Origin of the sequence: Mycobacterium attenuatum, assembly GCF_900566085.1 — a bacterium.
In the GTDB taxonomy this organism is placed as follows: Bacteria; Actinomycetota; Actinomycetes; order Mycobacteriales; family Mycobacteriaceae; genus Mycobacterium; species Mycobacterium attenuatum.
On sequence record NZ_UPHT01000127.1, the window covers coordinates 1 to 13,911 of the forward strand.

The 13,911-nt window shown below is 65.7% G+C and carries 13 protein-coding genes and 1 pseudogene; 11 read left to right on the forward strand and 3 right to left on the reverse strand.

Going from position 1 to position 13,911, the window contains the following annotated elements:
- Together EET13_RS32905 and EET13_RS20505 are read left to right on the forward strand one after the other, a co-directional pair.
- Positions 1–124, forward strand: a 124-nt coding sequence (locus tag EET13_RS32905) for a hypothetical protein (RefSeq protein ID WP_425294015.1), incomplete at its 5' end; no start/stop codon positions are given.
- A 34-nt stretch (positions 125–158) separates the two neighbouring features.
- Complete coding sequence (locus tag EET13_RS20505) at positions 159–680, forward strand: SixA phosphatase family protein (protein WP_211186486.1); 522 nt, start codon at positions 159–161, stop codon at positions 678–680.
- Positions 681–736: 56 nt separating this feature from the next.
- Here EET13_RS20505 and EET13_RS20510 read toward each other — a convergent pair.
- The 3 genes and pseudogenes from EET13_RS20510 to EET13_RS20520 form a co-directional block, all read right to left on the reverse strand.
- Positions 737–1,339: pseudogene (locus tag EET13_RS20510) on the reverse strand (PE family protein); the annotation flags it as partial.
- A gap of 187 nt (positions 1,340–1,526) precedes the next feature.
- Positions 1,527–2,069, reverse strand: coding sequence for a DUF3558 domain-containing protein (locus tag EET13_RS20515; protein ID WP_122443997.1), 543 nt, complete (start codon positions 2,067–2,069; stop codon positions 1,527–1,529).
- Positions 2,066–2,596 carry a DUF3558 domain-containing protein gene (locus tag EET13_RS20520; protein WP_425293707.1) on the reverse strand — a complete coding sequence of 177 codons (531 nt, stop codon included), beginning with the start codon at positions 2,594–2,596 and terminating at the stop codon, positions 2,066–2,068. The genes EET13_RS20515 and EET13_RS20520 overlap by 4 nt, the downstream gene beginning before the upstream one ends.
- A 175-nt stretch (positions 2,597–2,771) precedes the next feature.
- Here EET13_RS20520 and EET13_RS20525 point away from each other — a divergent pair, with 175 nt between their 5' ends.
- The 9 genes from EET13_RS20525 (at position 2,772) to EET13_RS20565 (ending at position 13,771) form a co-directional block, all read left to right on the forward strand.
- A complete protein-coding gene (locus EET13_RS20525) occupies positions 2,772–4,520 on the forward strand; it encodes an ABC transporter ATP-binding protein (protein ID WP_122443998.1) in 1,749 nt (582 codons plus the stop codon).
- Between the two features lie 2 nt (positions 4,521–4,522).
- Positions 4,523–6,457 carry an ABC transporter ATP-binding protein gene (locus EET13_RS20530; protein ID WP_122443999.1) on the forward strand — a complete coding sequence of 645 codons (1,935 nt, stop codon included), beginning with the start codon at positions 4,523–4,525 and terminating at the stop codon, positions 6,455–6,457.
- Between the two features lie 123 nt (positions 6,458–6,580).
- Positions 6,581–6,916, forward strand: coding sequence for a DUF732 domain-containing protein (locus EET13_RS20535; RefSeq protein WP_122444000.1), 336 nt, complete (start codon positions 6,581–6,583; stop codon positions 6,914–6,916).
- 219 nt (positions 6,917–7,135) lie between these two features.
- Positions 7,136–7,891, forward strand: coding sequence for an LppX_LprAFG lipoprotein (locus EET13_RS20540; RefSeq protein ID WP_211189107.1), 756 nt, complete (start codon positions 7,136–7,138; stop codon positions 7,889–7,891).
- Positions 7,892–7,958: 67 nt separating this feature from the next.
- Complete coding sequence (locus EET13_RS20545) at positions 7,959–8,348, forward strand: DUF4189 domain-containing protein (RefSeq protein ID WP_122444002.1); 390 nt, start codon at positions 7,959–7,961, stop codon at positions 8,346–8,348.
- A 126-nt stretch (positions 8,349–8,474) separates the two neighbouring features.
- Positions 8,475–9,188: a C39 family peptidase gene (locus tag EET13_RS20550; RefSeq protein ID WP_122444003.1), complete on the forward strand. Its 714-nt coding sequence runs from the start codon at positions 8,475–8,477 to the stop codon at positions 9,186–9,188.
- 211 nt (positions 9,189–9,399) lie between these two features.
- Positions 9,400–10,095 carry a C39 family peptidase gene (locus tag EET13_RS20555; protein WP_122444004.1) on the forward strand — a complete coding sequence of 232 codons (696 nt, stop codon included), beginning with the start codon at positions 9,400–9,402 and terminating at the stop codon, positions 10,093–10,095.
- A gap of 294 nt (positions 10,096–10,389) precedes the next feature.
- Positions 10,390–11,550 (forward strand): ATPase/transcriptional regulator EmbR, encoded by a 1,161-nt coding sequence (gene embR / locus EET13_RS20560; RefSeq protein ID WP_122444005.1) that lies wholly within the window; start codon positions 10,390–10,392, stop codon positions 11,548–11,550.
- A 439-nt stretch (positions 11,551–11,989) separates the two neighbouring features.
- Positions 11,990–13,771 carry a serine/threonine-protein kinase gene (locus EET13_RS20565; protein ID WP_122444006.1) on the forward strand — a complete coding sequence of 594 codons (1,782 nt, stop codon included), beginning with the start codon at positions 11,990–11,992 and terminating at the stop codon, positions 13,769–13,771.
- Positions 13,772–13,911: the final 140 nt, after the last annotated feature.

Below are 13,911 nucleotides of genomic sequence, written 5' to 3' on the forward strand. Positions count from 1 at the left end.
CGCCCGCCGCGACACCGAATGGATACCGCCGCCGCATCTAGACCACGGCCAGCCCACCACCAACACCTTCCACCACCCGGAGAAACTCCTGCGCGACGAAGACGACGACGAGGACGCGGCATAACCACCCGCTGTCCCGACTGATTAACGTGAGCCCAATGAATGAGCAGCGCCGCACCCTTGTGCTAATGCGCCACGCGAAGTCGGCATATCCGGACGGCGTCGTCGACCACGACCGGCCGCTGGCGACACGGGGTATCCGCGAAGCCGGGCTGGCCGGAAACTGGTTGCGTGCCAACCTGCCGACGGTCGACGGCGTGCTGTGCTCGACGGCCGCCCGCACCCGAGAGACGTTGGCGCGCACCGGCGTCGATGCACCGGTGCGTTATGCCGAGCGGCTCTACGGCGCCACACCTGGCGCCGTGATCGAGGAGATCAACCGGGTAGCCGATAGCGTCAAGACTCTCCTCGTGGTCGGGCACGAGCCCACCACCTCATCACTGGCCCTCATCCTGGCCGCCGCCGATGGCATCCATGGCACCAATAGCACTGCTGCACAACGTATTTCAGAGAAATTCCCAACCTCAGCGATCGCGGTACTTCGAACTACCGGCCGCTGGCAAGACCTCGAACCCGGCGGCGCAGCGCTCGTCGCCTTCCATGTGCCGCGGGAAGCCTAGACCGGGCTCAGTCCACCGACAGCAGCGTCCGCCGTGGAAGTGATGCTGCCGCGTCAGCCGTGGTTGCCGGACTTGCCAGTCCCGCCGGCGCCGCCGTTGCCACCGACTCCGCCGGTTCCACCGTTTCCGCCGAGGTTGCCGTTGGCCCCCGCACCACCGGCCCGCCAGCGCCTCCCAAACCGGTGGTGCCGCCGGTCCCGGCGCCGCCGGCGCCGCCGTCACCACCATTGCCCCACAGCAATCCGCCGGGCCGACCGGATTGGCCCGTGCCGGGTGCCCCGTTGGTGCCGTTGCCGATCAATGGGCGGCCCAGCAGTGCCTGGGGCGGCGCATTCACCAAGCCCAACACATCCTGCTGCAGCATCTGCAACGGCGAAGCGCTCGCGGCCTCAGCGGTCAGATAAGCACCCGCTCGCGTTCAATGCCTTGACGAACTGATCGTGAAACGCTGCGGTCTGAGCGCTCAGCGTCTGATAACTCTGACCGCGGTCAGCAAACAACGCCGCAATCTGCACCGGCACTTCGTCGGCAGCCACAGCCACCACCGTCGTGGTCGGGGCGAAAGCCGCCGCATTGGCCGCGCCGATCGCTGAGGCAACGTGCGACAAATCGGCGGCCGCAAGCGCCAATTCCGTTGGCGCAGCAATTAAGAACGACATCGCTTTCTCCCGCCCGGTCGTCGCCGACTAACGAGAAACCGAGCGGATGCCGCGCCGACCCGGCATTTCACACTTCGAGCTGTCGCACAGCAGACCCTACGCAACAAACAGCATCCATCAGATCTCAGCAGTTGCACGAGACCACTGAACATGTTGTGTCTCAAGCGTTTTGGCTGCAACCGCCCGCTCAGGCGTTGGTGGCCAGCGTCAACTCCATCAGCTTGATGGCCTGCCCGCAGGCATCGATACCGGGCGCCTGCGGGTTGACCCACCACCCGACCACTCCGGCCGCGTCGCTGGCCACGCCGCATCCGCCGTTGGGATCTCCGGTCCGCATCACAATCGAATCGATGCCCTGGATCGAGCGATTCTCGATCTGATATTTCAGACCCTCGGCAACCTTGCGCTCATTGCTCAGACTGCCCTGCTCGAACCAGAACCGGGTGATGTCGATCAAACCGGCCGGGTTGGCGGCCTGCCACCGGCAGATCGCACCAACGAAAGTGCTTTGGATGTCGAGAGGATCGGCGCCGACGGTCTTGGCAAGAATGTCGGTGGTCAAGACCTCACATTCCTTGAGCAGGTTGGGATACTGCCTCTCGGAATTGTCATTGCGCGGCACGCCGCCCGCACCCGCCTTGATGGCGGTGCCCGAAACCGACCTCGTGCAGCCCACCAGGAAAATCAGCACGGTGATCAATGCCGCGGCACCGACCAGGACACGTTTCATTTCGAGTTCGCAATCGATTGGCGGGTCAATTCCTTGGCGATGTCGCACGGCGGGGGGAACGGCTTCTGACTGAAGCTCACCGACCACTCGATGAAATCGTCCTGGAACTGGATCCCGACTTCGCACAACGAATCACCCAGGCTGGGCTCGTTCCCGATCGCAATGAAGCCGCTGTGGCCGTTGATGTTGATGTCCTCAACACTCGCGCGGGACAGTTCCTCGGTCTTGCGCTCGCGCCCGATCGGACTACCGCGATACCAGGAGAAGGAAAAGTGCGGTCCCATGATGCCGCCGCCCGCCAGCCATTGGCAGCCCACCGAGTTCTTGGCTGTGTTGATCAGCCCGCCGACCCGGGTCAGCTCGGTCACCGTCTGATCGCTGACGCCACCGCACTGCGGGAAAAACGGTCCGTGCTTGCCCTCGGAGTTGCCGGGCGTCGACGAAATCGTCGCACCCGGTTGGTTGGCGCCGGAACCGGAACACCCCGCGATCGCGGGTGCCAAAGCCACCAGGGCCGACGCCGCCATCACCAGCGTCGTCACATTGCGCCGCACCACGTACCTCTTCTCCTGCCGGTCACAGCATGCACTGTAGCCGCAGCCCCACAGGTCAACCACCGACACGCTCGCTGATCAGGCGTTTCAGTCTGACGAGCGAACCCAGCGCCGGTGCCGAGCAGACGCGGTGTGCGACAGTTACCCCATGCTCCTGGCACTGTTGCGCCAGTACCTGCGGCCCTACCGCCGGCTGATCGCGGTGCTGATGGTGTTGCAGCTGATCAGCACCCTGGCGTCGCTATATCTTCCCACGGTCAACGCCGCGATCATCGACGACGGAGTCGCCAAGGGCAACACCGCCACCATCGTCCGGCTGGGTGTGGTGATGCTGGGCGTCACCGGTTTACAGCTACTGTGTGCGGTCGGTGCGCTCTACGTCGGCTCACGGACCGGGACCGGCTTCGGCCGCGACCTGCGGTCTGCCCTGTTCGAGCACGTCATCACCTTCTCCGAACGCGAGACCGCCCGGTTCGGCGCCTCGACGCTGCTGACCCGAAGCACCAATGACGTGCGGCAGATCGTGTTCCTGGTGCAGACGACGGCCACCGTGCTGGTCGCCGCCCCCATCATGTGCGTCGGCGGCGTCCTCATGGCCATCCACCAAGAGGTCGCGCTGACCTGGTTGCTGCTGGTCAGCGTCCCGGTCCTGGCGGTCGCGAACTACTGGATCATGACGCATCTGCTGCCGTTGTTTCGCAGCATGCAAAGCCTGATCGACGGCATCAACCGGGTGCTGCGCGATCAACTGTCCGGGGTCCGGGTGGTCCGCGCCTTCACCCGGGAGGGCTTCGAGCGGGACCGATTCGCCCGGGCGAACACCGCGCTGTCCGGAACTGCGCTGGCAGCGGGCAACTGGCAAGCCCTGATGCTGCCGGTGACCACCCTGACCATCAATGTGTCCAGCGTCGCGGTGATCTGGTTCGGGGGCCAGCGCATCGACAACGGCCAGATGCAGGTGGGCTCGCTGAGCGCCTTTCTGTCGTATTTCGCCCAGATTCTGATGGCGGTGCTGATGGCGACGATGACGCTGGTCGTGCTGCCGCGAGCATCCGTGTGCGCCGAACGCATCACCGAGGTGCTGTCCACCCGCACCGCCATCGGCAGCCCGGCAAATCCCGCGTACCCGACGAACGGGATCACCGGCATGGTCCACCTCGACGGAGTGACGTTCACCTATCCGGGCGCTGATTGCCCTGTGCTGCAAGATATCTCACTGACTGCGCGGCCGGGCGCTACCACGGCGATCGTCGGCAGTACCGGGTCGGGCAAGTCGACCCTGGTCTCGCTGATCTGCCGGCTCCGTGATGTGACGGACGGCGCCGTCCTGATCGACGGCATCGACGTCCGTGACTACCACACCGAACGGCTTTGGGCAGCAGTCGGTTTGGCGCCCCAGCGCGGCTACCTGTTTTCGGGTACCGTCGCGGACAACCTTCGCTACGGCGCCGCTCCGGATCAGTTGGTCACCGATGCGGAGATGTGGGAGGCGCTGCGCGTTGCCGCCGCAGACGATTTCGTGGCGGCGCACGGCCTGCACATGCGCGTCGGCCAGGGCGGGGTCAACTTCTCCGGCGGGCAGCGCCAACGGCTGGCGATCGCGCGGGCCGTCATCCGCCGGCCCGCCATCTATCTCTTCGACGACGCGTTCTCGGCGCTGGACGTGCACACCGAGGCGCGCGTTCGCGCGCGGCTGCGCGAAGTGGCCGCAGGTTCAACGATTATCGTTGTTACACAACGTGTTTCGACTGCATGCCAGGCCGACCAGGTGATCGTCATCGACAACGGCAAGATCGTCGGCGCGGGCTCTCACGAGGCCCTGCTGGCCGATTGCCCCACCTATGCCGAATTCGCGATCTCGCAGTCGGTGACCGTCGCCGCCGGGGGCGTCTCGTGACCATGGCAATGAACCAGCGGCCGCGCGGCGCGGCGCCGGCCCCCACCATGCGGTCGCAGGACTTCCGGGGTTCGGCAGCGCGCCTGGTGAAACGGCTCGCGCCGCAACGCCGGCTCAGCCTCGCGGTGATCGCGCTGGGCATCACCGGCACCGCGATCGGCGTGGCCGTTCCGCGAATCCTGGGCCATGCCACGGATCTGTTGTTCAACGGCGTGATCGGGCGGCGGCTGCCGGCCGGAATCACCAAGGCCCAGGCCGTCGCGGCAGCCCGGGCCCGCGGCGACAACGCGTTCGCCGACCTGCTGTCGGGGATGAATGTGGTGCCGGGCCAGGGTGTTGACCTCGGCGCGGTCGGGCGGACACTGGCTCTGGCGCTGGTGCTGTATGTGGTTGCGTCGCTGTTGATATGGGCGCAGGCCCGATTGCTGAACGTGACGGTGCAGCGGACCATTGCAGCGTTGCGGTCCGATGTCGAGGACAAGGTGCACCGGCTGCCGTTGTCCTACTTCGACGCAAGTCAACGCGGCGAGCTGTTGAGCCGGGTCACCAACGACATCGACAACGTCCAGTCGTCGCTGTCGATGACGATCAGCCAGCTGGTGACCTCGATTCTGACGGTGCTGGCGGTGCTGTTCATGATGGCGTGGATCTCGCCGCTGCTGGCGCTGATCACGGTGCTGACCGTGCCGCTGTCGCTGTTGGTGACGCGGGCGATCACCCGACGTTCGCAACGACTGTTCGTTGCGCATTGGACCAGCACCGGGCGTCTCAACGCCCACATCGAAGAGACCTACAGCGGCTTCACGGTGGTCAAGACCTTCGGCCACCAGGCCGCCGCGCGTGAAGAATTCCGCAGGCTCAACGGCGACGTCTACCGGGCCAGCTTCGGTGCACAATTCCTGTCGGGTCTGGTCGGACCGGCGACGACGTTCATCGGCAACCTCGGTTACGTCGGCGTCGCCGTGGTGGGTGGCCTGCAGGTGGCCACCGGACACATCACGCTGGGCAGCATCCAGGCCTTCATTCAATATGTCCGTCAGTTCAACACCCCGGTGAGCCAGGTGGCCGGGATGTACAACACCCTGCAATCGGGTGTGGCCAGCGCCGAGCGAGTGTTCGACCTGCTCGACGAGACCGAAGAGGCACCCGAGCCCGACCCGACGAGCCGGAAGCCCGACCCGGCTGGCCGGGGGCCGGAGCCCACCCAGGGAGCGAGTCGGCCCGGTCGCGTGGAGTTTCAGCACGTGAACTTCGGCTACTACCCCGGTCATCCGGTGATCCGGGACGTGTCGCTGGTGGCCGAGCCCGGTAGCACGGTGGCGATCGTCGGACCGACCGGCGCGGGCAAGACCACCCTGGTGAACCTGCTGATGCGGTTCTACGAGGTCGATTCCGGCCGGATCCTGATCGACGGCGTCGACATCGCCTCGATGCGCCGGCAAGCACTGCGGTCACGGATCGGCATGGTGCTCCAGGACACCTGGTTATTCGACGGGACGATTGCCGAAAACATCGCCTACGGGCGACCGACAGCCGAGCCGGACGAGATAGCCGAAGCCGCGACAGCGGCTTATGTCGACCGGTTCGTGCGTAGCCTGCCGGCCGGCTATCAGACCCGGATCAGCGGCGACGGGAGCAATATCAGCGCCGGCGAAAAGCAGCTGATCACCATCGCGCGGGCCTTCCTCGCCCGTCCCGAGCTGCTGATCCTGGACGAAGCCACCAGCTCGGTGGACACCCGCACCGAGCTGCTCATCGCGCACGCAATGCGCCGACTGCGCCGCGATCGAACGAGTTTCATTATCGCCCACCGCCTTTCGACGATTCGCGATGCCGACCGGATTGTCGTGGTAGCAGACGGACGGATCGTCGAACAAGGCAACCACGCCGAGCTCCTGGCCCGTCGTGGTGCCTACTACGCGATGACCCGGGCCTAGCCCGACCGCCGCCGAACCGGTGCCGGGAAGTTATCAAGAAGTTATTGAGAATTCGCCAAGCGCTCGATCCGAAGCTGGGTTCACCACGCAGGAAACCACAGCACCCAGCAAAGGACCTCACCAATGTTCTCAGTACGCCTCACCGCAGTTCTGGCCACCGCTGTCGGCGCCGCCGCCGCCGGGCTCGCCGTCGCCACCGCCGGCATCGCCTCCGCCACCACCGCAGCAGACACCGCCTTCATCTCGCAGATGGAGTCGGTGGGCGTCACATTCAGCTCACCTCAGGCGGCCGTCGAAGGGGGCCACCAGGTCTGCACCGAATTGGCGGCCGGTGAAACCGGAGCCCAAATTGCGAAGGAGATCCTCAGCCAGACCAACCTGACCTCCAAGCAGGCCGCATACTACGTCGTCTACGCAACCAAGGACTACTGCCCGCAGTACGCCAGTCAGCTCACCTGATCGAATCCACACCGCGATGCGGGGTTCCCGAGCACCGGGATCCCCGCATCGCGGCATTCGGCCGACGTGAGGGCGGCCCAACTCCCACGGCACTCGGACCCAAACCGGCCAGGCACATCCCGGCGCTCACTAAGCTCGAAGTTCGGCTTGAGTAACTGGGCCTGAATCCTCAAAGCGAGGATGAAATCCGGAGATGTCAGGAGACGTCAGGAGATGCCAATGAAGCTTGCGCGTCGAAGCCTTGGCGCCGCCGCGACCAGAAGCCTTGTCGCCGCGACGACGGGGCTCTTCGTCGCACTGACGATCGGTGGCTGCGGACATCCGGGCACCAGTGCCAAGTCGTCATCCACGACCGCCGCGACCACCAGCGGGGAGGCGGCGCGGCTGCTCAAGCAGGCCACCGACGTCATGCGCAAGGTCACCAGCATGCACCTGCGGCTCGTCGTGCACGGTGACGTGCCGAACCTGCGGGTCACCAAGCTCGACGGCGATGTCTCCAACACACCACAGACCGTCGCCACCGGCAGCGCGACGATGCTCGTCGGCAAGGACCCCCAAGACGTGAAATTCGTCTATGTCGACGGCCACCTCTACGCCGACCTCGGCCAACCGGGTACGTATACCGACTTCGGCAACGGCGCGTCGATTTACAACGTGTCGGTCCTGCTGGACCCGGACAAGGGTCTGGCCAATGTGCTGGCCAACCTCCGGGACGCGTCGGTGGCTGGCTCCCAGCAGGTCAATGGCGTCGCCACCACGAAGATCGCCGGGAACTCCGCCGCCGACGACATCGCGACGCTGGCCGGCTCACGGTTGAGCACCGAAGACGCTTCCACGGTGCCCACCACCGTCTGGACCGCGTCCGATGGGTCCTCTCACCTCGTACAGCTCCAGATCGTCCCGGCCCCGAACACTTCGGTGACGCTGACGATGTCCGACTGGGGCAAACAGGTCACCGCCACCAAACCGGTCTAGCCATTGGCGGACGTCGTGACGGCATGTTCATACAGCCGGATCGCCGACGCCCGGAAAGGATTCACCCATGACGATGATGGTTCCCCGTCAACGCCGGTCCGCCGTGCCCGTCGCCCGGCTGGCGGTGATCATCGCGACGATCGCGACGGCCGCGACCACCTCGGCGTTGGCGCCCGCGGCACACGCCACCGATTCCTACGGTGCTATCGCCTATTCCGGCAACGGGTCGTGGGGCCGGTCGTGGGCCTACCCGACCAAGGCGGCTGCCGAGGCCACTGCGGTCAAGTCCTGCGGTTACTCCGATTGCAAGGTGCTCACCTCCTTCACTGCGTGTGGTGCCGTCGCCGCGAAAGACCGTGACTACAAGGGCGGCACGGGCCCGAACCTCAGCGCCGCCATGAAGGACGCGCTGGGCAAACTCGACGGCGGCTACATCGACACCTGGGCCTGCAACTGACGGTCCCGGGTAGCGCCGCGGCCGGCCGGATCACTCCAAGAATTCGTCGAGATAACGAATAGGTCACCGTCAGAGCCTTTTCTCAACAGCCACTCCGCCGGAGCGGAATTGAGAAAGGGCCAGGCCATGAAGACCATCAGCATCTCCACCGTCGCCAAGGCAACCGCCGCCGCCGCACTGGCCGCCGGCTTAGCGCTGGGCTTGGCCGGCCAGGCCGATGCGTCCTCCGGCGGCACCATGTTCGGCGACCCGACCGCGGCAGCCAAGTACTGGCGTCACCAGAACTACGACGACTGCGCCATCATGTCCAGCGCCGATGTGGTCGGCCAGATCACCGGCAAGCTGCCCTCGGAGCGGGCCATCATCAAAGTCGCCCAGTCGACCCCCAGCGCCAGCCACCCAGGCTCGATCTACATCAAGCCCACCGACAAGAACGACCCGAACTCGGGCATGGGCACCAACCCGGAAGACCTGCCCACCCTGCTGGCCCACTACGGTGTCCACGGCGTCAACACCGACTCGGACACCGCCGCACAGACCGGTGTCGCCACCGGCATGGAGGCGCTCGAGCAGTACCTGGGTAGCGGCCACGCGGTGATCGTCGGGGTGAACGCCGAGATGATCTGGAACCAGCCGATCGAGAACAAGGGCAGCGACGGCCAGCCGCGGGCCGACCACGCAGTGGTGGTCACCGGCGTCGACACCGCCAACGGCGTCGTGCACCTCAACGACAGCGGCAACCCGGACGGCCGCGACGAACAGATCCCCCTGGACACCTTCGTCAAGGCGTGGGCCACCAGCCACGACTTCATGACCGTCACCCAAGAAACGCACAAGTAGTTCCTGGCCGCACACAGGGCGGGCAGCCACCCAAGCTTCGGGATCGGCTGCCCGCCATCGGCGTCTGGAGCCCCGAATGGTCCGCTAAGTCACTTCAAGGATTCATAGAGATAACGAAAAGGCCGTTATCGCAACCTTTTCTCAACGCACCCTTCGCAGCCATCCAAGTGGCCGGAATGACAGACCGAGCGAACCAGAAAAGGAATGACCAATGAAGATCTCCACCATCGCCAAGACCGCAGTCGCTGCCACCTTCGCCGGGGCGCTGGCATTGGGACTTTCCTGCCCGGCCGATGCGGCTTCGGGCACGATGTACGGCGACCCGGTAGCGGCCGCAAAGTGGTGGCGCTACCAGCAATACGACGACTGCGTGATCATGTCGAGCGCCGACGTGGTCGGCCAGATCACCGGCAAGGAGCCGTCCGAGAGGGCGATCGTCAAGGTGGCCCAGTCGACACCCAGCACCGTTCACCCCGGCTCGATCTACATCAAGCCCGCCGACCCCTCGAACCCGAATTCGGGCATGGGCACCAGCATGTGGGACGTGCCGGCGCTGCTGGCGCACTACGGCGTCGACGCCAAGGTCACCGACACCGACGACGCACCGCAAACCGGTATTCCCACGGGCATGGAAGCGCTCGAGCAGTTCCTGGGCAGCGGACACAAGGTCATCGTGAGCCTCAACGCCGAAATGATTTGGAACCAACCGATCGACAGCAAAGACAGCGACGGCAATCCTCGTTCGGACCACGCCGTGGTGGTCACCGGAGTCGACACCGCCAACGGCATCGTGCACCTCAACGACAGCGGCACCAAGCAGGGCCGCGACGAGCAGGTCCCCCTGGAGACGTTCATCAAGGCGTGGGCCACCAGCCACGACTTCATGGTCGTCACCACCGGCACCTGACCACGACCACAGCGACGGCGGGCAGCCACCGCGGGCAATAACCCGGCCGGCTGCCCGCCGGTCGCGGGCCACCCAGGCCCCCAACGAGATTCGCTCCATACACACCGATGGACGGCCGTATTCCGGTGGGGCGGCGCGACACTATCGACGTGCCGGAGCCCTAGGTTTATACCGGATCGGCGAACTTGGTACCACAATGACGGTTGATGAGGACCGTTGACGCTTGATTGACACTGGGCAATGAGGGGCAATGAGGGGCAATGAGGGACAGATGAAATCACGATGGACCCCGGGATGGCTGGTAACGCGATGACGGGCAAACGTCTGGAATTCGGGCTGCTGGGACCGCTGGAGATGAGCATCGGCGGCACGCTGGTGCCGACCGGCACCCCCAAGCAGCGGGCGGTACTGGCCATGCTGGTGATAAACCGCAACCGGCCGGTCGGGGTCGACACGCTGATCACCGCCCTCTGGGAGGAGTGGCCGCCCTCCGGAGCCAGGGCCAGCATTCATTCCTATGTGTCCAACCTGCGCAAGCTGCTCAGCGGAGCCGGCGTCGACCCCCGAGCGGTATTGGCCGCGGCGCCGCCGGGCTATCGGCTCAGCATCCCGGAGAACAGCTGCGACCTCGGGCGGTTCATCGCGGAGAAGGCCGCCGGGGTGCACGCGGCGGCCGCCGGCAAGTTCGAACAAGCCAGCCGGCATTTATCTGCGGCACTGCGGGAATGGCGTGGACTCGTGCTCGACGACCTGCGGGACTTCCAGTTCGTCGACGCATTCGCCACCGCACTCGTCGAGGACAAGATCCTCGCCCACACCGCCAAGGCGGAAGCCGAAATCGCTTGCGGGCGGGCCGCTGAGGTGATCACCGAACTCGAGGCTCTCACCGTCGAGCACCCGTACCGCGAACCCTTGTGGGCACAGCTGATCACCGCTTATTACCTCACCGATCGACAATCCGACGCGTTGGGCGCGTATCGACGGGTAAAGACGACCCTGGCCGAGGATCTCGGCATCGATCCTGGCCCGACCCTGCGCGCCCTCAACGAACGAATCCTGCGCCAGGAACCGCTGGACGCTAAGATGAACGCCAAATCCACCGCGGTCGGCACCGTCACCGTGCTCGATAAGCGGACCATGGTAACCGGACAGCAGGCCATCGCCTGCCTGCACGATATCGCCACCGGGCGCGACTATCCGCTGCGCACCGCGGCGACCCGGATCGGCCGTCTCAGTGACAACGACATCGTGCTCGACAGTGCAAATGTCAGCCGTCACCATGCGGTCATCGTCGACACCGGAACCAACTACATCATCAACGATCTGCGGTCATCCAACGGTGTGCACGTACAGCACCAGCGCATCCGCGGCACCGCCACGCTCAACGAGGGCGACCGCATCCGTATCTGCGACCACGAGTTCAGCTTTCAGATCAACGCCCGGCGCGACCGCTAGCCCGCCGGCACGACGGTTGTGTCGCAACCGCATTGGCCGCGACGCGCCGCCTCGAAAGGACGCGTGCGGGCTCAGTGACCTGCTGCGCCAAAGTTTTTCGTCCCGCGGCGCGCAGGGCTAAGCTAACTGGCCGCCTAAGCTGACTGCGCGGCCTCGCTGGCCGGAACCACCTGAGCCACCTGTGCCCGCCTGGATACCTGGCCGGCATCCGGCCACAGCCGCAGCAACATCTTGCCGATTGTGCAGGAGATCGTCGGGATCACCGGCGCCCGTTGCCGGGGGACGGTTTACGCCCCGTTTTCATGCGGTCAGATTGGCGAGGGCTTACCGTCATGGTTACCGACACGGGTTGCCGGGCCGATGATCGCACACGCTGCGATATGTCGGGCGCGCTTGATAGGGTCGGCGAAATTCGGGTTGGGTCGAGGGAGGATCAGCGATGGGCGAGGCGCCAGATTCGCGTGTGGGGTCGATGTTCGGCCCGTACCACCTCAAGCGGCTACTGGGCCGTGGCGGCATGGGCGAGGTCTACGAAGCCGAGAACACCGTCAAAGAGTGGCCCTGCGCGGTCAAGCTGATGACCGCCGAGTTCAGCAAGGACCCCGTGTTTCGCGAGCGGATGAAGCGCGAGGCGCGCACCGCCGGCCGGTTACAGGAACCCCACGTGGTGCCGATCCACGACTACGGCGAGATCGACGGGCAGATGTTCCTGGAGATGCGCCTCATCGAGGGCACCGACCTGGACACCCTGCTCAAACGTTTCGGTCCGCTGACCCCACCGCGAGCGGTGGCCATCATCAGCCAGGTCGCCTCCGCCCTGGATGCGGCCCACGCCGCCGGGGTGATGCACCGCGACGTCAAGCCTCCCAATGTCCTGGTGACCCGGGACGACTTCGCATACCTGGTCGACTTCGGCATCGCCAGCGCCACCACCGACGAAAAGCTCACCCAATTGGGCACCGCGGTGGGCACCTGGAAATACATGGCGCCCGAACGGTTTTCCAACGATGAGGTCACCTACCGGGCCGACATCTATGCCCTGGCGTGTGTGTTGTACGAATGCTTGACGGGGTCGCCTCCGTACCGCGCCGACAGCGCGTCGACGTTGGTCACCGCTCACTTGATGGATCCGGTCCCGCACGCGAGCGCCATGCGTTCGGGGATACCCAGGGGACTGGACGCGGTGATCGCTCGCGGTATGGCCAAGAAGCCCGAAGACCGCTACGCCAGCGCCGGTGATCTCGCACGGGCCGCCCACGACGCGCTCAGCGATCCCGATCAAGACCACGCGGCCGACATTTTGCGCCGCAGCCAGGAAGCAACCTTGCCGGGCACCGCATTTGTGGCCCAGCCGCCCACGCAAGCTGCTGCCACCCCGCCGCCGGTGCCGCAGTACTCGGACGCGGGCGGTTCGGCTCCGTTGCCACCGTCGAGCCCTACCGGGCAACCGTGGGCGCCGGCGAGCGGCCCCATGCCGTCCGCCGGCCAGCCCGCCCAAGTCCCCCAGTACTACCAAGGCGGCGGCTGGGGTGGCACGCCACCGGGAACGCCACCGCAACAACCGGGCGTGCCGTCGCCGTGGAACCAGGCGCCGGCGCCGCGCAAGCGCAACCCGTGGCCGATCGTGGCCGGCGCTGCCGCGCTGGTGGTCGTTCTCGTCATCGCAGCCATCGGGATCTGGCTGGCGACCCGACCCGACACCACCCCGAAGGCCGACACCACGACATCCGTCCCCACTTCCAGCAAGCCGATGACCCCAAGTTCGGCACCGACCACCAGTCCCGCCGGTGACCCCCAGTCCAGGTTGATGAGTTACCTGCCATCCGGTTACGCCAGCGGCACCTGCACCCCGACCACTCCAAAGCCGGACAGTGTATGGACCGGTGCGACGGCCATGTACAACTGCGGGCAGAACACCAACCAGGGCGGTCCCAGTCGCGCGATCTACGGGCTTTTCTCGACGCTTGACGCACTGAAGAAGGCCTTCAACGACGACATCGCCGCGGTGGAGCTGATGAACTGCCCCGGGGAAGGACCGTCGCCGGACGGCTGGCATTACGACCGGACACCGAACGTGACCGCCGGCATGATCGCGTGCGGCACCTATAAGAACCACCCGAACGTGATCTGGACCAACGAAGAAAAGCTGATGCTCAGCGACGTCTTCGGCGATCCGGCCACCATCGACGAACTGCACACGTGGTGGGCCAAGTACGGTTGATCCGGACCGTCCACGACCGCTAAAGCCCAAGCATCGCAACAGGATTGGCAAGGCAGGCACAGCGATGAGCAAGGCACCCGGGCACCCTGGGAATTACCGCCGAGGGCTTGTTGGATGTGGGGTGCTGGCTCGGGGGGGGG

What these genes read in the sequence shown, in the direction of transcription:
- EET13_RS20505 (WP_211186486.1), top strand. Translation starts at nt 159, where the DNA reads ATGAATGAGCAGCGCCGCACCCTTGTGCTAATGCGCCACGCGAAGTCG.
- EET13_RS20515 (WP_122443997.1), bottom strand. Translation starts at nt 2,069, where the DNA reads ATGAAACGTGTCCTGGTCGGTGCCGCGGCATTGATCACCGTGCTGATT.
- EET13_RS20520 (WP_425293707.1), bottom strand. Translation starts at nt 2,596, where the DNA reads ATGGCGGCGTCGGCCCTGGTGGCTTTGGCACCCGCGATCGCGGGGTGT.
- EET13_RS20525 (WP_122443998.1), top strand. Translation starts at nt 2,772, where the DNA reads ATGCTCCTGGCACTGTTGCGCCAGTACCTGCGGCCCTACCGCCGGCTG.
- EET13_RS20530 (WP_122443999.1), top strand. Translation starts at nt 4,523, where the DNA reads ATGGCAATGAACCAGCGGCCGCGCGGCGCGGCGCCGGCCCCCACCATG.
- EET13_RS20535 (WP_122444000.1), top strand. Translation starts at nt 6,581, where the DNA reads ATGTTCTCAGTACGCCTCACCGCAGTTCTGGCCACCGCTGTCGGCGCC.
- EET13_RS20540 (WP_211189107.1), top strand. Translation starts at nt 7,136, where the DNA reads ATGAAGCTTGCGCGTCGAAGCCTTGGCGCCGCCGCGACCAGAAGCCTT.
- EET13_RS20545 (WP_122444002.1), top strand. Translation starts at nt 7,959, where the DNA reads ATGACGATGATGGTTCCCCGTCAACGCCGGTCCGCCGTGCCCGTCGCC.
- EET13_RS20550 (WP_122444003.1), top strand. Translation starts at nt 8,475, where the DNA reads ATGAAGACCATCAGCATCTCCACCGTCGCCAAGGCAACCGCCGCCGCC.
- EET13_RS20555 (WP_122444004.1), top strand. Translation starts at nt 9,400, where the DNA reads ATGAAGATCTCCACCATCGCCAAGACCGCAGTCGCTGCCACCTTCGCC.
- embR (WP_122444005.1), top strand. Translation starts at nt 10,390, where the DNA reads ATGGCTGGTAACGCGATGACGGGCAAACGTCTGGAATTCGGGCTGCTG.
- EET13_RS20565 (WP_122444006.1), top strand. Translation starts at nt 11,990, where the DNA reads ATGGGCGAGGCGCCAGATTCGCGTGTGGGGTCGATGTTCGGCCCGTAC.